At 45.2% G+C, this 17,835-nt stretch carries 19 protein-coding genes and 1 rRNA gene (1 of these 20 cut by a window edge); 16 read left to right on the top strand and 4 right to left on the bottom strand.

Annotated elements, in window-relative coordinates:
• The 3 genes from ACRRS0_RS21960 (at position 1) to polA (ending at position 4,863) form a co-directional block, all read left to right on the top strand.
• Positions 1–1,422, top strand: a complete 1,422-nt coding sequence (locus ACRRS0_RS21960) for a protein adenylyltransferase SelO (RefSeq protein ID WP_432455466.1) — start codon at positions 1–3, stop codon at positions 1,420–1,422.
• Positions 1,410–1,718 carry a hypothetical protein gene (locus ACRRS0_RS21955; protein ID WP_432455467.1) on the top strand — a complete coding sequence of 103 codons (309 nt, stop codon included), beginning with the start codon at positions 1,410–1,412 and terminating at the stop codon, positions 1,716–1,718. The genes ACRRS0_RS21960 and ACRRS0_RS21955 overlap by 13 nt, the downstream gene beginning before the upstream one ends.
• Positions 1,719–2,103: 385 nt before the next feature.
• Positions 2,104–4,863 carry a DNA polymerase I gene (gene polA, locus ACRRS0_RS21950; protein ID WP_432455468.1) on the top strand — a complete coding sequence of 920 codons (2,760 nt, stop codon included), beginning with the start codon at positions 2,104–2,106 and terminating at the stop codon, positions 4,861–4,863.
• A gap of 789 nt (positions 4,864–5,652) precedes the next feature.
• Here polA and yihA read toward each other — a convergent pair.
• Positions 5,653–6,273, bottom strand: a complete 621-nt coding sequence (gene yihA, locus ACRRS0_RS21945) for a ribosome biogenesis GTP-binding protein YihA/YsxC (protein ID WP_432455469.1) — start codon at positions 6,271–6,273, stop codon at positions 5,653–5,655.
• Positions 6,274–6,417: 144 nt separating this feature from the next.
• Between yihA and ACRRS0_RS21940 the strand changes: the two genes are divergently transcribed.
• The 5 genes from ACRRS0_RS21940 to hemN all read left to right on the top strand — a co-directional run bounded on the left by ACRRS0_RS21940 (position 6,418) and on the right by hemN (position 10,147).
• Positions 6,418–7,029 carry a c-type cytochrome gene (locus ACRRS0_RS21940; protein ID WP_432455470.1) on the top strand — a complete coding sequence of 204 codons (612 nt, stop codon included), beginning with the start codon at positions 6,418–6,420 and terminating at the stop codon, positions 7,027–7,029.
• Between the two features lie 108 nt (positions 7,030–7,137).
• Positions 7,138–7,770, top strand: coding sequence for a class I SAM-dependent methyltransferase (locus tag ACRRS0_RS21935; RefSeq protein WP_432455471.1), 633 nt, complete (start codon positions 7,138–7,140; stop codon positions 7,768–7,770).
• Positions 7,771–7,782: 12 nt separating this feature from the next.
• Positions 7,783–8,310 (top strand): Der GTPase-activating protein YihI, encoded by a 528-nt coding sequence (gene yihI, locus ACRRS0_RS21930; protein WP_432455472.1) that lies wholly within the window; start codon positions 7,783–7,785, stop codon positions 8,308–8,310.
• 5 nt (positions 8,311–8,315) lie between these two features.
• Positions 8,316–8,762 carry a DUF2489 domain-containing protein gene (locus ACRRS0_RS21925; protein ID WP_432455473.1) on the top strand — a complete coding sequence of 149 codons (447 nt, stop codon included), beginning with the start codon at positions 8,316–8,318 and terminating at the stop codon, positions 8,760–8,762.
• Positions 8,763–8,773: 11 nt separating this feature from the next.
• On the top strand, positions 8,774–10,147 hold the full coding sequence (gene hemN, locus ACRRS0_RS21920; protein ID WP_432455474.1) for an oxygen-independent coproporphyrinogen III oxidase: 1,374 nt from the start codon (positions 8,774–8,776) through the stop codon (positions 10,145–10,147).
• A gap of 51 nt (positions 10,148–10,198) precedes the next feature.
• On the opposite strand, the gene znuA is transcribed toward hemN, so the two are convergent.
• Positions 10,199–11,089 carry a zinc ABC transporter substrate-binding protein ZnuA gene (gene znuA, locus ACRRS0_RS21915; protein WP_432455475.1) on the bottom strand — a complete coding sequence of 297 codons (891 nt, stop codon included), beginning with the start codon at positions 11,087–11,089 and terminating at the stop codon, positions 10,199–10,201.
• 121 nt (positions 11,090–11,210) lie between these two features.
• Between znuA and znuC the strand changes: the two genes are divergently transcribed.
• The 6 genes from znuC to aroE all read left to right on the top strand — a co-directional run bounded on the left by znuC (position 11,211) and on the right by aroE (position 15,723).
• Entirely contained in the window at positions 11,211–11,960 is a 750-nt protein-coding gene (gene znuC, locus ACRRS0_RS21910) for a zinc ABC transporter ATP-binding protein ZnuC (RefSeq protein WP_432455476.1), read from the top strand.
• A gap of 3 nt (positions 11,961–11,963) precedes the next feature.
• Complete coding sequence (gene znuB, locus ACRRS0_RS21905) at positions 11,964–12,752, top strand: zinc ABC transporter permease subunit ZnuB (protein WP_432455477.1); 789 nt, start codon at positions 11,964–11,966, stop codon at positions 12,750–12,752.
• Entirely contained in the window at positions 12,752–13,333 is a 582-nt protein-coding gene (locus tag ACRRS0_RS21900; protein WP_432455478.1) for a Sua5/YciO/YrdC/YwlC family protein, read from the top strand. Before znuB ends, ACRRS0_RS21900 begins: the two co-directional genes overlap by 1 nt.
• Positions 13,334–13,353: 20 nt before the next feature.
• On the top strand, positions 13,354–14,292 hold the full coding sequence (gene hemF, locus ACRRS0_RS21895; RefSeq protein ID WP_432455479.1) for an oxygen-dependent coproporphyrinogen oxidase: 939 nt from the start codon (positions 13,354–13,356) through the stop codon (positions 14,290–14,292).
• Positions 14,293–14,415: 123 nt separating this feature from the next.
• Positions 14,416–14,796: a DUF413 domain-containing protein gene (gene maoP / locus ACRRS0_RS21890; RefSeq protein WP_432455480.1), complete on the top strand. Its 381-nt coding sequence runs from the start codon at positions 14,416–14,418 to the stop codon at positions 14,794–14,796.
• A 108-nt stretch (positions 14,797–14,904) separates the two neighbouring features.
• Positions 14,905–15,723: a shikimate dehydrogenase gene (aroE, locus tag ACRRS0_RS21885; RefSeq protein ID WP_432455481.1), complete on the top strand. Its 819-nt coding sequence runs from the start codon at positions 14,905–14,907 to the stop codon at positions 15,721–15,723.
• A gap of 33 nt (positions 15,724–15,756) precedes the next feature.
• On the opposite strand, the gene ACRRS0_RS21880 is transcribed toward aroE, so the two are convergent.
• Positions 15,757–16,206, bottom strand: coding sequence for a GNAT family N-acetyltransferase (locus ACRRS0_RS21880; protein WP_432455482.1), 450 nt, complete (start codon positions 16,204–16,206; stop codon positions 15,757–15,759).
• Between the two features lie 90 nt (positions 16,207–16,296).
• Between ACRRS0_RS21880 and ACRRS0_RS21875 the strand changes: the two genes are divergently transcribed.
• Positions 16,297–16,557, top strand: coding sequence for a DUF1488 domain-containing protein (locus ACRRS0_RS21875; RefSeq protein ID WP_432455483.1), 261 nt, complete (start codon positions 16,297–16,299; stop codon positions 16,555–16,557).
• Between the two features lie 66 nt (positions 16,558–16,623).
• Here ACRRS0_RS21875 and ACRRS0_RS21870 read toward each other — a convergent pair whose 3' ends face one another.
• Positions 16,624–17,154, bottom strand: a complete 531-nt coding sequence (locus ACRRS0_RS21870; RefSeq protein ID WP_432455484.1) for a gamma carbonic anhydrase family protein — start codon at positions 17,152–17,154, stop codon at positions 16,624–16,626.
• Positions 17,155–17,814: 660 nt separating this feature from the next.
• Here ACRRS0_RS21870 and ACRRS0_RS21865 point away from each other — a divergent pair.
• Positions 17,815–17,835, top strand: a 16S ribosomal RNA gene (locus ACRRS0_RS21865); it runs 1,522 nt beyond the window's last position.

Genomic DNA, 17,835 nt, shown 5'->3' with positions numbered 1-17,835 from the left:
ATGGAGTTTGTAAATCGCTTTGCCCAAGCGCTTCCCGAGCTATGCCATCAGCAACAGCCAACAGCTTTGAGTGAGCCAGAGATGGTGATCGTTAGTCAACAGAGTTGCCAGTTGTTAGCTTTGGATGCGAACTTTATGGCTAGTGAACAGGGTTTGGGATTAACGGCAGGACAATTACTGGTTGACGGGATGGACCCGGTTTCTACGGTGTATGCGGGCCATCAGTTCGGGGGGTATTCTCCACAATTGGGTGATGGTCGCGCTTTATTATTGGGTGAACTGAAAACGCCACAGGGAGAGCACTGGGAGCTGCAACTGAAGGGCTCGGGTTTAACCCCTTTCTCACGACAAGGTGATGGCAAAGCGGTATTGCGTTCCAGTATCCGCGAGTTTTTGGCCAGTGAAGCCATGGCGGCCTTGGGGATCGCCACCACCCGAGCGCTAAGCCTCGGAGTTGGTGGAGGCAAAGTGCGCCGAGAGCGTTTGGAAAAAGAAGCTATGTTGCTGCGCTTCGCGCCTAGTCATATTCGCTTTGGTCATTTTGAATACCTTTATTATCAGCAGCAATCCGGCCTACTCAAACGGCTGATCGACTTTTGTTTAGAGCATTATTTTAGTGATTGTTTAAAGCAGTCTAATCCAGTGTTGGCGATGTTGCAGCAGGTGGTTGATAGCACTGCTCTAATGATCGCTAAATGGCAGGCTGAAGGTTTTTGCCATGGCGTGATGAATACCGATAACATGTCGATCTTGGGTTTAACCATCGATTATGGTCCTTACGGTTTTCTGGATGATTTTAATCCGCGGCATATTTGTAATCACAGTGATCATCATGGCCGTTATGCCTTCGATCAGCAGCCTGCGGTAGGCTTGTGGAACTTGCAGCGTTTAGCTCAAGCCTTGTCGGATTATGTTCCCAGTCACCAAAGTGAGGCTCTGTGGTTACGTTATCAGCGAGTAATTAATCAACATTATCAGATATTTATGCTCAATAAGTTGGGATTGTCACAGTGGCAAGATCAAGACGAATCTTTGCTTTCCGGTGTGCTCAGTTTAATGGCGCAGCAAGGTTTGGATTATCATTCCAGTTTACGCAGTTTAGCCCAACCGATGGCCGAGTTGCCAACTTTACTAGGCGAACCTTGGCAAGCTTGGTTAGCGACTTATCGGGCGCGCTGCGCCGAGGCGGAGCGAGACGAAGCACAGCGCTGTGAGGCTATCCAACAACATGTGCCTTTATATGTATTGCGTAATTATCTCGCGCAACAAGCGATCACAGCTGCCGAAGCTGGAGATTATTCGGAGTTGCAAACGCTGCATCAAATCTTAAGCCAACCCTTTAATCCTCAGAAAAACGCCGAGCGTTTTGCAGCCCCGCCACCACATTGGGGCAAGTGTCTGGAAATCTCATGCAGCAGTTGATCAAGGCATACCAGATACTGAGTGAACATGGTGCGATTAATCTGCAACATCAGCTAACTGAGCAGAACTTCATGGCTTTTGCTCGTCAATTTATTGAACAGCATGGATGGGCTGAGTCGTTTAACGAACAGGGTGCCGATTGGCAAGTACTAGGGTTTTATCTTGAACAGCAATTGTGGTGGTGGCGCTATGATCTTTTGAGTGACAGTTGTTGGTTTGAGTGCGCCAATTTATTGCAATTTCCCGCAAGTTGCGCACCATTATTGGTCGCCTTAGAGCATGCCAACTTAACTTAAAAAAATAATATTTTTAGCTGGTCAAATTGTGATCTAATCCAAGGTTTGCCCGAGAGTAATCTTCTATATTTACCCACCTGCCTAGCTTAGCTTGTTTAATTATTGCTCAGTCAGTTTGCAAAAACAGCGTCATGGAATGATGTTTTCCACATTAGGAAAAGTATTCACCGCTCCAGATCTTCCTGTTTGTTTTTACATAACCTGTTGTTAATAGTGGTTTATTTCTATAGCCTTTATCTTGCTTCTATTTTTGCGAGAGAATTATTGCTGTTTGTCAACAGACTTATCCACAATTTATTCTCTGGCTAAGGGCTTAGCTCTGGTGCATTTTAGGTGGCTGTGGCATCATCGTGCGCAATTAAAAATTGAACTATGGATCAAGCTTATGGCGACCCTCCCTGAGCAGCCTCTGGTATTAGTAGATGGCTCTTCTTATTTGTACCGTGCATATTATTCACCCCCTCATCTGACGAATTCTAAAGGTGAAGCAACCGGCGCGGTCTATGGTGTGATTAATATGCTGCGTAGCTTGCTGAGGCAGTTTCAGCCTGAACACATCGTGGTGGTTTTTGACGCTAAGGGTAAGACTTTTCGCGATGAGATCTATAGCGACTATAAAGCAAATCGCCCATCAATGCCTGACGATTTACGTAGCCAAATTGAGCCTTTACATGCGGTGATTAAAGCTATGGGTTTGCCTCTTTTGGCGATTTCTGGGGTGGAAGCAGACGATGTCATTGGAACCTTAGCCAAACAGGCCTCCGCTGAAAACAAAGCCGTATTGATTAGTACCGGTGATAAAGATATGGCTCAGCTGGTCGATCAAAATATCACTCTGATTAATACCATGACTGATACTGTGATGGATCGAGAGGGAGTGATTGAAAAATTTGGGGTCGCGCCAGAGCTCATTATCGACTATTTGGCGCTGATGGGCGATAAAGTCGATAACATTCCCGGTTTACCTGGGGTTGGCGAGAAAACCGCGCTGGCCATGTTACAAGGCATTGGCGGTGTCGAAGCTTTGTTAGCCGACCCAGACGCGGTGGCCCCCTTAGGTTTTAGGGGCTCTAAAAGCATGCCCAAAAAACTGCGCGAGCATGCTGAAGAGGCGCGTTTATCTTATTTATTGGCAACCATTAAGTGCGATGTTGAGGTTGGCTTCAGCATGGATGATATGAGTCGCAGCCCGGAAGATAAAGATGCGCTGATTGCTCTATTTGGCCAGCTAGAATTTAAACGTTGGCTTAGTGAAGTTTTAGATAAAGACAGTGCTGGCTCTGGGGGGGCTCAAGCGAGTGATGTGGCAAACCAAGCGGTGGTACAGCCTCTTACTGGGGATTATCAAACCATTCTCAGTGAACAGCAGTTTAGTGATTGGCTGAGCAAGCTGGAACAGGCCGAGCTGATTTCGCTTGATACCGAGACGACCTCACTCAATTATATGCAGGCAGAACTGGTTGGTTTATCGTTTGCGGTGGAAGCAGGCTGTGCTGCATATTTACCTTTGGCCCACGACTACTTAGATGCACCGGCGCAATTGGATCGTGGTTGGGTATTGGCCCAGTTAAAACCTTTATTGGAAGATCCCAATAAATCTAAAGTTGGGCAAAATTTAAAATATGATGCCAGTGTCTTGGCCCGCTACGACATCAATTTACAGGGGATCCGGTTCGACACGATGTTGGAATCCTATGTGCTCAACAGCACCATTACTCGCCACGATATGGACTCCTTATCGTTGCAATACTTGCAGCATAAAACCATTAAGTTTGAAGATATTGCTGGTAAAGGTGCCAAACAACTAACCTTCAACCAGATTGAATTAGATGTAGCTGCTCCCTATGCCGCCGAAGATGCCGATATTACCTTGCGTCTGCATCAGGCTTTATGGCCCCAGTTAGAGCAGTTACCAAAGTTGAAGCAGTTGTTTGAGGAAGTGGAAGTTCCCCTGGTGTCGATTCTTTCACAAACCGAGCGGCAAGGGGTGCGGATTGATAGCGCGCTTTTGGCCAAGCACAGTTTATCACTGGCTGCGCGCATTGATAGTCTCGAAAAGCAGGCTCATGACTTGGCTGGGGAAGCGTTTAATCTAGGGTCTCCGAAGCAATTACAAACCATCCTATTCGACAAGATGCAGTTACCGGTGGTGAAGAAAACCCCTAAAGGTGCGCCCTCAACCGCCGAAGAGGTATTGCAGGAACTGGCGCTGGACTATGCACTACCCAAGGTTATTTTGGAATATCGTAGCTTGTCTAAATTGAAGTCAACTTACACCGACAAATTGCCAAAAATGGTGGAACCAAGTACCGGTCGTGTGCACACTTCTTATCATCAAGCAGTAACAGCCACTGGACGCTTCTCATCCACCGATCCTAATTTACAGAATATTCCGATCCGTCATGAAGAGGGGCGTAAAGTTCGTCAGGCCTTTATCCCTGCCGAGGGTTATAAGCTGGTGGCTATCGATTATTCGCAAATTGAGCTGCGAATTATGGCCCATCTTTCTCAAGATAAAGGTTTACTCAAGGCCTTTGCTGCCGGCGAAGATATTCACCGGGCGACTGCGGCCGAAGTTTTCGGTAAGGCTTTGGAATCGGTCAGCGCCGATGAACGACGCAGTGCTAAAGCAATTAATTTTGGGTTGATTTATGGCATGAGTGCTTTTGGCCTCGCCAAGCAGCTCGGGATTGCTCGCGGTGATGCGCAAGCTTATATGGACCGCTATTTCGAGCGTTATCCTGGAGTACTGGTCTATATGGATACCACCCGTGATTTCTGCCAAGCGCATGGTTATGTCGAAACCCTATTTGGTCGACGTTTATACCTGCCTGAAATTAACTCGCGTAACGGTATGCGTAAGAAGGCTGCTGAGCGAGCCGCTGTGAATGCACCGATGCAAGGCACCGCCGCTGACATTATTAAAAAGGCAATGATAGCGGTCGCCCAGTGGTTAACAACTCAAGCGAGCGAACATTGCAAAATGTTGATGCAGGTTCATGATGAATTGGTATTCGAGGTTCTAGAAAGTGAATTGGAGCGGGTCGTTCCGAAGTTAACCCAGTTAATGGAGCAGGCGGTGACCCTCGACTTACCTTTGATTGCCGAAGCGGGGGTGGGGGATAATTGGGATGAAGCACACTAAATTATAGAAATATTTGATCAAGGAGGCCTAGGCCTCCTTTTTTTTGAAATTTGGCGGCATTGATTTTTGTAATTCAGAAAACGTTTTCAGGTAATTAAATCACTTCTATTTGTGTAAATGTGAAATTTCATTACAAAAAGTGCTTTATTTTTCGGCGGTATTGCTCTAGAGTAAGAGTCGTAGGGTACAGAGGTAAGATGTTCTATCTTTCAGACCTTTATTTCACGTAGTTGAAAAAGGCTATTTTGCCGCCTCGACAGTTTATGTCGAGGCGTTTTTTTATCTAAAACGTGAACCGACCCCAGATTTTTACCATTTATTCTTTTATTCCCATTGTTTGTTTATAAATTCCTTATTATTCGTTGCTAAATTACATATTTGCTTGAGTTTTTGCTGATGGCATGAAACTGCTGATTTATAAAATTAAGTGGTCGTTGTGATGTATTGGCGACAAATGGATGTTTATCTCTGGCTACTCAGAGGGTTAAAAAGAAAGAAATGGAAAGTTTTTATGAATTAGTGTGAACTTATTATTTTTGGCGCAGTCTTAATTTATGCAATTGGAATAGTGCTTTCAGTTTTTAAGAATTCTTTTCTTAGTATGCCTCATCAGATGATGGGGCTTTTTTTTTGAGCGAAATTTGATGCTGTAGATTTTTGCTGGCTGCTTGTTCGTCGCGAATAAATGAAGATAGGCCGCCAGTCTTAGAGCTATTGGCCTATCTCGTATCTGATTGTTGGGTATAAGACGAACCCTACTGAAGCGTCAATAAAGGTGCCTGAGTATTTTTATTCGGCTTGTTCTTGGCTATGTTGGTCGAACCAAGTCACTAGGCTGTTTTGCAGTAAATCTAGACCCTGTTTTTTCAGAGAAGAAAAAGCTTCCACACGCACCTCTCCACCAAACTCTGCTGCGAGTGCTCGGCCTTGTAATACCGCTGTTTTGCGTGCACCTTGTTTGAGTTTGTCCGATTTGGTTAAGAGTGCGAGTACCGGAATGTTAGACTCAACTGCCCATTGTATTAAGCTGCGGTCGGTATCTTTGAAGGGATGGCGAATATCCATTAATACCACGATCCCTTTCAGGCTTTGCCGTTCTTGCAAATACTCAGACAAAGATTTTTGCCATTGTCTCTTCACTTCTTCGGGCACTTGGGCAAATCCATAGCCAGGTAAATCGATTAAACGAACGCCTTCACTCAGTTCAAATACATTGATGAGTTGGGTTCGCCCTGGGGTTTTACTGGTTCGGGCTAAGCTTTTTTGTCGGGAGAGGGCATTCAGCGCACTGGATTTTCCCGCATTGGAGCGGCCAGCAAAGGCGATTTCAATTCCGCTGTCCTCAGGCATTGCCTGAATGTTAGGAGCGCTGGTAATGAAGTGGGTGTTTTGAAAATGATATTGCGCCATGGTTAAGTTAAGCTCTCACAGGAATTTGGGGTAATACATTACGTTTTTGGTAAAATTGTGTAAAATATGCCGTTACTGGGCTAGCTAAGTGTATCACGGGCGCCAGTGTGTGTGGTTTGGAATAATACTAATAAATGGAATGTCATGAAAAAACTTACCTTAGTGTTAATGTTAGTGGCGGGTGTAGCCAGTCCGGTATGGGCAAAGGGAGATGCTACGGCTGGGGAGCAAAAGGCTGCGACCTGTAAAGCTTGTCATAATGATCAGGGCGAGGCCTTAGGCTACCCCAAATTAGAAGGCCAGCACGCTGGATACATTGTGAAGCAGTTAGAAAACTTTAAGGCTGCGGCAACTGGTGGAGAAGGGCGTAGTAACCCGGTGATGGGTGGTATGGCGATGCCGCTTTCCGAGCAAGATATGCAAGATTTGGCCGCTTATTTCTCGAGCCAGCCGATGAGCCCCAATACCACAGCTCCAGAATATGTGGATGCTGGTAAAAAGCTATATATGGGAGGTGATTTGGAGCGTGGTATTACAGCCTGTACGGCCTGTCACGGTCCTCGTGGTGTTGGTCATGACTTAGCTAAGTTTCCGCGTATCTCATCACAATATGCGACTTACTTGAAGACCCAGTTAGAAAGTTTCCGAAGTGGTACGCGTAATAACGACCCGAATGGTATGATGCGTGATATCGCAGCCAAACTGACGGATAAAGATATCGAAATTTTGTCGCAATATCTGGGTGGTTTGCACTAATCCCACAAGGAGTAGCTGGCGCTACTCCGTTCTTCCTGATTTATTATTCGCCATCTTAATTCTAAGTGTTACACTTGCGCCCCTAAAAAATAGGCGAGGTGTTAAGCGGTGAAATGTCCACTCTGCAGTGCTGTTTCTGCGAACGATTTTTATCGTGATAAACGCCGCCAATATTGGCATTGCTCACGTTGTGATCTCATTTTTGTCGATCCTAATGATCACTTAAGTCCTTTGGCGGAAAAAGCTCAGTATGACTTGCATCATAACGATCCTCAGGATGCTGGATATTTATCTTTTTTGCGGCGAGTGAGTGAGCCAGTCATTGCGGCCTTAGATGACTCGGCCGTCGGGCTAGATTTTGGCTGTGGGCCGGGTCCGGCTCTATCGTTATTGTTGGCGCAGGCGGGTCATCACTTACTCAACTATGATCCTATATACTATCCAGAGGCACAGTATTTACAGCAACGTTATCGCTTTGTGACCTGTACCGAAGTTGTTGAACATTTCAATTTTCCAGCAAGTGCTTGGAAACAACTGCTGTCGTTAGTGGATAAACCGGGATTGTTAGCGGTAATGACAAAACGTCATTGGGGAACCGAGGTGTTCCCGCAGTGGCATTACAAGAATGATCCCACGCACCTTGCGTTTTATAGTGATAATACGTTGTGCTGGTTGGCGGAACACTATCAGTTTCAATTGCAAATAGTCGGCCCAGATGTGGCCCTATTTCAGACCGTTTAAAAGGTAAAGAAGATGGCTAGAGGTAAAAAAAATCGTAAAGGCGGCTTAATTGGGATGCGTAAAGATCCTGACTTTAAAGCTAAGCGTGTGGCTGTTCCCGATCGGGTCACCATTGGTAAGGGTAAGGCTTCTGGGAGTCGTCAGCAGATCGCTGAGGCGAGCAGTCATCAAAGTCAAGCGGTCGAAAAGCAAGACGCACGGCTTGGCAGTAAGACGCCAGTCGCCTTAGGTGTTGAGGCTCCTCAGGCGCGTAAGCCGGCCGCGAAACCTACCAAGAAAAAAGTGGTTTTAAGCCCAGAAAAAGAATTGGCAAACTTAGAAGCGGATCCCCGCTTAGAAAGCCTCATCGATATCTTGGATGAGGGGGGGAGTATTAGTAAACAAGATCAGCAGTGGCTTGATTTACAGCTGGCTCGCCATGCTGAATTATTGGCCGAATTGGGTCTGGTTGAAGATGCCGAAGAGGCGGACGCTTTAGACGAAGATGAGCAGTTATGGCGTTCGCTAAATAGCGCGTCCTTGGATCAATATAAGGATTAACAACGATGTTTTGGCTGTTGCTGATTGCGGCGCTTATTATTGTGGCCTTGGCGGTGTATGCCGCTTTGTTGGTTGGACGTTTATTTGGTCAAAATAAAGTGATTAAACAAGCCGTTGTCAAACGCAACCAACGCTTATTGAGCGATATTAGTTATATTGCAATCGCGATGCAGCAGCAACGCTGTGGCTTATCGGAAGGCGTAATTCGTCTGTGTAATCTGTTAGTGGCGCTGCAAACGCCTAAGCTGATCGATTGGTCGCAGCGCTTTCCTGCGGTGTTTCAATTGTATGATGCGATCAATGAGTTACCCACTCATGAGGCTCGAAATCGCTTACCTTTGCCGCAGCGCAAACGTCAAGATCAGCATCGCGAAGCTCACGAACAAGCTTTAGAGCAACAGATCTTACAAGAAGCTAAAGTAATCGCCCAACTTAACATAGATACGCTCTAGGAGAAGATCGGATGGCCATATTAGGTGTTGACTGGGATCAGTCACTCATTGAAAAGTATAATTATTCTGGGCCGCGTTATACCTCTTATCCTACGGCCTTAGAGTTTAGTGAAGACTTCGCAGAGGCACAGTTTAATATTGCCTGCGAAAAGTTTCCAAATCGAAATTTATCACTCTATTTACATATCCCGTTCTGCCATAAGCTTTGTTATTACTGTGGTTGTAATAAGCTGATTACTCGCCACCAGCATAAGGCTGATATTTATCTCGATTATTTAGAGCAAGAGATTTTGCTACGCGCACCACGTTTCCAACAGCGTTTGGTGAGTCAAATGCATTGGGGAGGAGGTACGCCGACCTATCTTCAAGCTGAACAACTGAAACGCTTGACGGCCATCTTACATAAACAGTTTCAATTTGCTGAAGACGCTGAAATTAGCATTGAAGTTGATCCTCGGGAAATCGAACTGTCGACCATTGATTTACTCGCTGAACTAGGTTTTAACCGGATTAGCTTAGGCGTGCAAGACTTCAATAAGCAGGTACAGCAAGCGGTGAATCGAGAGCAAGATGAGCGTTTTATTTTTGCCTTAGTGGCGCGTGCTAAACAGCTTGGTTTTCGTTCGGTTAATATTGATTTAATTTATGGCTTACCCCATCAGACTCGCCACAGTTTTAATCAGACTTTAGCGCGGGTGATCGAGTTAGATCCCGACCGTTTATCGGTATTTAACTATGCGCATCTGCCGAGTCGTTTTGCGGCCCAAAGAAAGATCGATGAAACGGCACTTCCGAGTAGTGATGAGCGTTTAGGCATTTTACGTGACAGTATTGAGTTTCTTGTAAAGCATGGTTATCAATTTATTGGAATGGATCATTTTGCCAAGCCTGATGATGAGCTGGCAATCGCTCAGAGCAAAGGTAATTTACATCGTAACTTTCAAGGTTATACGACCCAAGGCGAAGCTGATTTATTGGGTTTAGGCGTTTCTTCGATTTCAATGTTAGGGGATGCTTACAGCCAAAATCAAAAAGAGTTGAAGACTTACTACGCTCAAATGGATCGTTTAGGCCATGCTCAGTGGAAAGGTATTGCTTTGACGCAAGATGATTTGATCCGTCGCGAGTTGATTAAAAAACTGATTTGTAATTTTAAATTGGATTTTGCTGAGATTGAGCGACTGTTTGATTTGAAGTTTGAGCAGTATTTTGCAGAAGACTTGAAGTTATTGCAGGGATTTTTGGATGATGATTTAGTACAGCTAAATGGACAAATCTTAGTCGTTACCGATAAGGGGCGCTTATTAATTCGAAATATTTGTATGTGTTTTGATGTCTACTTCCGCAGTCAGGCACGGCGCCAGCAGTTTTCTCGAGTGATATAAATAACGATTTGAATCAAAAAGGAGCCGAGACTCCTTTTTGATGCTGGTAAATTACGCTTGTTCGCTGCTTAAGCAATTGCGGTATGCATCGGCCATATTTTGCAGTAATTGAAAGTAGCTCTGAGCGTTTGGTACAACGGCGATGCCTAAGGGATCCAACAGGCCGATCTTTGCACCGCTATCTTCGCTAATAGTATGCAGTAGCGCACCATCAAATTGCGGCTCGGCAAAAATACACTGAGCTGAACCTTGCTCTAGATTTTGGCGTATGTATTGTAGCGTTTTGGCACCGGGTCTACGTTGTGGGTTAATGGTGAACTCTCCTAAACGGTTTAATTTAAACTGTCGCTCGAAGTAACTGTAGCCATCGTGAAACACAAAGTAACCCTGTTGCTTGACGGGCCTTAGCTGCTGGTCAATTTTCTTGTTGAGCTGATCTAAGCGTTGGTTAAAGCGCTGTAATTGCTGCTGTAGATGGATACGTTGCTCAGGATTGAATTTGATCAGTTGTTCAGTTATTGCTTTTGCTATGACGCGACTTTCGGCGGGGCCAAGCCAAATATGTGGGTCAACCTCATGGTGATGTTCCGCGTGTTGATGCTGTTGGTGGGCCTTTTCACCACTAATTAGTTGTAAATCCTTTAGTTCAAGTAATGCCAGTTGAGCACGTTGGGTCTGGCTTAGCGGTTTACTTAAGAAAGGTTCCAGTTCGTCGCCCACCCATATCACTAAGTCGGCTTGACGGATCCGTCTTACATCCGAGGGACGTAATGCGTAGTCATGTGGTGACACGTTAGGGCTAATTAAATACTCTACTGTCTGTTCGCCTTCGGTCAGGCTACTAATCAATAGTTGCAAGGGTTTAATACTGACTAAAATATTCGCGTTGGTTGCCCATGTGGGCGTGGCGATTAACAATAAAGCAAAGATCAGTTTACGCATGTAGGCTATTCGAGATGATTTAGTAAAATAATACGATAGTGTAACATCTAGTGTAGAATAGCGCGCCCTTGATGAAACCCCATTGGGGTTTTACGTTAGATTTAATCATAGGATTTTGGTATTGACCACCTTACTTTCATTAAGCAATGTATGCGTTAGTTTTGATCAGCGGCTGGTATTAGATCATGTCTCGCTGGAGCTCAATCGCGGCCAGATTACGACGCTGATTGGTCCAAATGGCGCCGGTAAAAGTACGCTGGTGAAAGTGATTTTAGGTTTGTTGCGGGCCGATTCTGGCAATATAACTAAAGCGACTAAGTTGCGCATTGGGTATGTACCGCAAAAGATTAATCTTGATGAATCCTTTCCGTTAACGGTTGAGCGCTTTTTAAAATTGGCTCGACATTATTCTAAACAAGATTTGAGTCGAGTCATTCGACAGTTGGGTATTGATGGTTTGTTGACCCGACAAATTGTTCGTTTGTCGGGCGGTGAGTTACAACGGGTATTGTTGGCGCGCGCGCTGTTAGGCGAACCACAATTGTTGGTATTGGATGAACCCGTACAAGGGGTTGATATTAGTGGGCAAATTGAACTCTATCAGTTGATTGCTGATATCGCACAACAAATTAACTGTGGTGTATTGCTGGTGTCGCATGATCTACATTTAGTGATGGCCGGAACTGACCATGTGATTTGCTTAAATCACCATGTTTGTTGTCATGGAGAGCCGGAAAGTGTCGCTCAACATCCCGAGTTTGCCCGCTTATTTGCCCACAATGAACGCCAGCAATTGGCCGTTTATACTCATCATCATGTGTGTGATGAACAAGATCATCAGCACCACGCATCGACCGAAGAGAATAGTTAAACCATGGACGATTTTTTAATTAATGCCCTGCTCGCAGGCTTAGGTATTGCGGTATTAGCAGGCCCTTTAGGCTCGTTTATGGTGTGGCGCAGACTTGCTTATTTTGGTGATACTTTAGCGCATGCTTCTCTGTTGGGTTTGGCTTTAGGTCTATGGTTGCAGATTAATCCGGTCTTCGCGGTGGTGATTAGCGGAGTGACATTGGCGATTATCTTATTATCCTTGCAGCGCTACAAGCAACTCGCCAGTGATACTTTGCTGGGTATTATGGCGCATTCGGCATTATCTTTGGGCTTAGTCGTGGTGGCTTTGATGGATAATGTGCGAGTCGATTTAATGGCCTATTTGTTCGGTGATTTGCTTGCGGTCACCCACCAAGATTTATTATGGATTTGGGGTGGCGGCGCGTTAGTTCTTGCGCTGTTACTCAGTCAGTGGAACAACTTATTGTCGGCGACGGTGAATGAGCAAATAGCTGAAGTAGAAGGTGTTAATATCGGATTAATGCGGGCTTTATTATTGCTGTTGTTAGCGTTGGTCATTGCCATTGCGATGAAGATCGTTGGTGCTCTAATTATTAGCTCTTTGTTGTTGATTCCGGCTGCTACGGCAAGACGTTTAAGTCGCTCTCCCGAGCAAATGGCGCTCTTAGCTATCTTGTTTGGGGCGATTTCAGTGCTGTTTGGCTTATGTTTATCTTGGTATCAAGATACCCCAGCAGGGCCTTCGGTGGTGGTTTGCGCCGCCTTACAATTTTTATTAATTCATAGCCTAGTGAAAGTAAAAGAGTAATGACAACAGAACCCCTACTTCCAGCAGCCATCAGTTTCGATGTCAACCAAGCTGTGCTCGCCCTACAGCAAGGCGCTGTGATTGCTTATCCTACCGAAGCGGTGTTTGGTTTGGGGTGCGATCCCGATAATCAAGTCGCAGTACAGAAAATTTTAGAGATTAAGTGTCGACCTGTTGAGAAGGGCCTTATTTTGTTGGCTGCTAGCTTAGCGCCTTTGTTACCCTATATTGACTACGCAGGGCTAAGCTCGTCACAGCGGCAGAAGTTGTTAAGCCGACAGGCTCGCCCTACGACTTGGTTGGTCCCGGTATCGGACAAGACACCTGCTTGGATCTGTGGACAATTTAATACGGTCGCGGTGCGGATAACTCGTCATCCAGTGGTTGAAAGCTTATGCCAGCAATGGGGCAAGCCTCTGGTCTCAACTTCAGCCAACTATAGTGGTGAACCTCCTGCCTTAACAGCGGTTAATGCGGCTCATTTACAAGGTGTTGATTTGGTCTTAGATGGTGCCTTAGGCGGTGCTGAACAAACGAGCCAAATTTTAGACATTAAAACTGGTGCGCTGTTACGCCCTTAGGACTCGTGTAAGGAAGTACGATGCAAGATGTGAATATTGAAGCGGTACGTCAGTTTCTGCTGCAACTACAACAAACTATATGTCAACAATTAGAGTTGCAAGATGGTGAGGCTGTTTTCCTTCACGATGATTGGCAACGCGATCCAGCTGAACATCAAGGCTTAACGGGGGAGGGTCGAACTCGCGTATTGAGTGACGGTGCGGTGTTTGAGCAAGCAGGCGTTAACTTTTCTCATGTTTGTGGGCAACAAATGCCAGCTTCGGCCACTGCCCAGCGGCCAGAACTGGCGGGTCGACACTTTGAGGCGATGGGGGTTTCGTTAGTCATTCACCCGAACAACCCCATGTTGCCCACATCTCATGCCAACGTACGCTTTTTTGTTGCTGAAAAAGAGGGCGAGGCGCCGATCTGGTGGTTTGGTGGTGGTTTTGATTTAACGCCTTACTATGGTTTCGATGAAGACTGTATTAGCTGGCACCAAACAGCGGCGGATTTGTGCCAACCCTTTGGGGATGATGTTTATCCGAAATATAAGGCTTGGTGTGACCGTTATTTCTTTTTGAAACATCGAAATGAAACACGTGGAATTGGCGGTTTGTTTTTTGATGACTTAAATACTCCCAGCTTTGAGCAAAGTTTTGCTTTTACTCGAGCGGTCGGCGAAGGATTTCTCAAGGCTTATTTGCCGATAGTTGAGCGTCGTAAAGCGCTTCCGTTTACTGAACAACAACGAGATTTCCAGCTGTATCGACGGGGACGCTATGTTGAGTTTAACTTAGTCTATGATCGTGGCACTTTGTTTGGCTTGCAATCGGGGGGCCGTACTGAATCCATTTTGATGTCTTTACCGCCTTTGGTTCGATGGCGTTACAACTGGCAGCCTTCGCCGGGGAGTGCTGAACAGCAATTATACCAACGTTATTTGGTTGCCAGAGATTGGCTCAGACTAAAAGCATAATTTATCTTAAAAAAATGATTTAAATTCTTGCAAGAATGCCGACTTTAGATTAATTATTTTAACTGTTGGGTGGTCCCCATCAAGTTAACTTTAATGATTTTTTTATTAGTTGGATTTTAAGCTATGAATGGATCGTTTTTAGCAAAACGTCGATTTTCAGATGATAAACATTTTCGCCGTGGTTTTTCTCGTAGTGGTGCTTTTACCATTAAAGAAGCTGAGTTGTTAGAGCGTTGTGGTTACGCTTTCAAAGAGTTGGATGAGTCTCTTCGGGAACCACAAGACGAAGTTGAACAAGCCTTTATCGCGGTATGTCGTAGCGAAGCTGAGCCGGAAACAGCAGAGCAAAAACTATGGTTGAAGTATAAAAAGCTTACTGGGCGTAAAGCCTTTCATGGTTTAGTCAGTAATCCACCGAAAGCTCAGGCTAGAGTGGTAGATAGTGACGATGGCGATGATGATGTGGAGGATGTTAGCACTGCCGATCTAGACGGTGAAGACTAAAATAATGCAGCGTAAGCTGCTTTTTTTGTTATTTTAAACCATTGCACTTTGGCATTTCTGTGTAGCCTTGTTAAGGTGCAATTATGTTTTCTTTAAGTAGCGTTCAACATGGATTTATACGCAGTATTTGGCAATCCAATCCGTCAGTCAAAATCTCCCTTCATTCATACTTTATTTGCTCAACAAACTCAGCAAGCTCTGGTTTATAAGGCGATTGAACCAGCCCTTGATGGTTTTGCCGTCGCGCTTCAGCAATTTTGGTTAGATGGCGGTAAAGGTTGCAATATCACCGCCCCTTTTAAGGAGCAAGCTTATCAAGCGGCTGAGCAATATTCCCAACGAGCCTTATTAGCGGGCGCGGTGAATACCCTCAAGCGGACCGACGATGGTGTGATTTTGGGAGATAATACCGATGGCGCGGGCTTGGTGGCAGATTTACTGTCCAACTTCGGTGAGCTCAAATATAAACGCATCTTATTGTTAGGCGCAGGTGGAGCGGCGCGTGGCGTGCTACATCCCTTGCTGTTAGAGCAACCCAATGAAGTGCTTATTGCTAACCGTACTTTGAGTAAGGCTGAAACTTTGGCGCAGCGCTTTGCGGAGTTTGGTGAAGTTCGTGCTTGCTCATTTGAGCAGCTCAGTGGGAAGTTTGATATTATCATTAATTCAACCTCAGCGGGTCTTGCTGGAGAGCTACCAGCGGTAAGCGCTGAGCTCATTCATTCCAAACTGTTGTGTTATGACATGACTTATTCTGCGCAAATGACTGCATTTAATGCTTGGGCGATTCGCCATGGCGCAGCTAAGGTGGTGGACGGTTTAGGCATGCTAGTGGGACAAGCCGCCGAGAGTTTTGTTATTTGGCGTGGTATCCGACCTGGAGCACGCCAAGTATTACGTGAACTTAGACGAAATTTAAGTTGTTAGTCAACGATAGGTGAGAACCAAGAAGAAAAACGACTAAGCGGTTGCGCTAAATTGCATACCGATGTGAGGAATATCATCTTCTAGATAGGGTTCGCTACAGATTTCAAAACCAAGTTTTTGATAGAAATCTTCCAAATAGCGTTGCGCCGAAATAGCAATCTGCGCTTGTGGCCAACGCTGCTGACAAAAATCAATCGCTTGTTGCATCAATTGCTGCCCTAGGCCGTCCCCTCGGGCAGAGGCTGCGATGACCACTCGGCCAATACTAGCCGTTAATGGGCTAGGCTCAAATACTCGAGCATAACAAAGTAACTGTTGCTGGCGGGTGCTGCCCAATAGGTGCCAAGCTTCCGGATCTTTGCCATCGGCGTCTTGATAGGGACAATTTTGTTCGACCACAAACACCGACTCTCTGAGCTCCAGCACCTGATAGAGTTGCTGATTAGTTAATTGTTCGAAGCTCAACCATTGCCATGTAATCATTTAATATTCACTTGCAGTTTGTGTTAACAATGACAACACTTTAAAACAAATCGATAAAACAAAACAAGTGTCACTAGGAGTAAGCGATTTATGAATCAAGCAATTATTATTGGTGACGACCAGCACTGGCAGTCTGTCAATCAGCGAGTAGAGTTTACGGCTCAAGTGATGGGGGCGAAGATAATGTGCGCGGTGCGTAAAAGTACTTTAGAGCACTTGGTCGGTTTACCCTTGAATAATGATGCGAAAATGTTGGAGGCTTATCACAGTGTTCAGTTTGATATTGAAGATCTGTTAGAGCAGAAACTACAACAAGAAGATTTCGAACCCAACGGCGACCTTGTTATTTAGCCTGAGCTCGGGATTGTTCGCTGTGTACAATCATGCAACGTCTCCCAAGCTTAGGAGCAGTTAAGTTTAATTCTCAAGATATTGCTGTTTTAAGCGTACGTAGTTTTGTGCGGATTCGCTTAAAAAAGCCTTTTCTTTTTCACTTAGTGGGCGAGCTTGTTTGGCTGGACTTCCTATATAAAGATAACCAGAGCTTAAACGTTTATTTGGCGGGACTAAACTGCCGGCACCGATCATTACCTCGTCTTCTACTACGACCCCATCTAATACGATGGCACCCATCCCAACTAATACTCGATTACCAATAGTACAACCATGTAACATTGCTTTATGGCCTACTGTGACATCTTCTCCGATGAGTAGAGGGAAACCATCGGGTGGGTTCTCAGTTTTTCGGGTGACATGTAAAACACTGCCATCCTGTATATTCGAGCGAGCACCTATATGAATATGGTTCACATCACCTCGAGCGGCGACCAAGGGCCAGATACTTACGTCATCACCAAGTTTGATCTCACCATATAGAACAGCGCTAGGATCGACCCAGACTTCTTTGCCGAGAATCGGGCTATAGCCTGAAAAGGATTTAATGGTCATTGCAATCTCCACTCATTGTTGCCATTACGATTGGCTCCCAGCTTACGTTATCCCTCGTTGAATACAAAGTGTTGCACTGTATCAGAAAGGAAATTTAAGACTAATGGATGAGCGTCGCCAAGAAAGCCAATAGTGAATACCGATGTCGAAGTTAAGATAAACAGATATCACAGTATCTAATTGTAGTGTCCAAATTAGCTCATTTCGGCCTTCAATCGGCATTTAAAGTATGAATAATAAGCTCTTCGTGCCTTTTTTCGCCATAAAGTCACATTTTTACGTTTTTATTCAAAAAACACTTGCGCTAAAAACTCGGATCCCTATAATGCGACTCCACTGACACGGCGGGCAGCACGCAATAGCGCAGCAGCAAGCGGTCAGGGTTGGTAAGGCCTGAGGCTTTATTAGCGACGGTTAAACGCTTCAAACTTTCCTTAGGAAACTTCTTCGGAAAAGATTGAAAAAAGCGGTTGACAGTCACCGAGGATGGCGTAGAATGCGCACCTCGCTTCGCAAGAAGCAACGCTCTTTAACAATTTATCAAGCAATCTGTGTGAGCACTCACAGAGCACTAAGCGAAAAAAATTAGCTTAAGTGGACTGGAGTGACACACTGTTTTAACAGTAATAATTTCAGTATTTACTTTGAGCGAAAAAACTTTGATTGAAGAGTTTGATCATG

This window comes from Agarivorans sp. QJM3NY_29 (genome assembly GCF_050870835.2).
Taxonomy (GTDB): Bacteria; Pseudomonadota; Gammaproteobacteria; order Enterobacterales; family Celerinatantimonadaceae; genus Agarivorans.
Note: the sequence above shows the minus strand (reverse complement) of the source record. Positions and strands in the feature narration are given on the sequence as shown.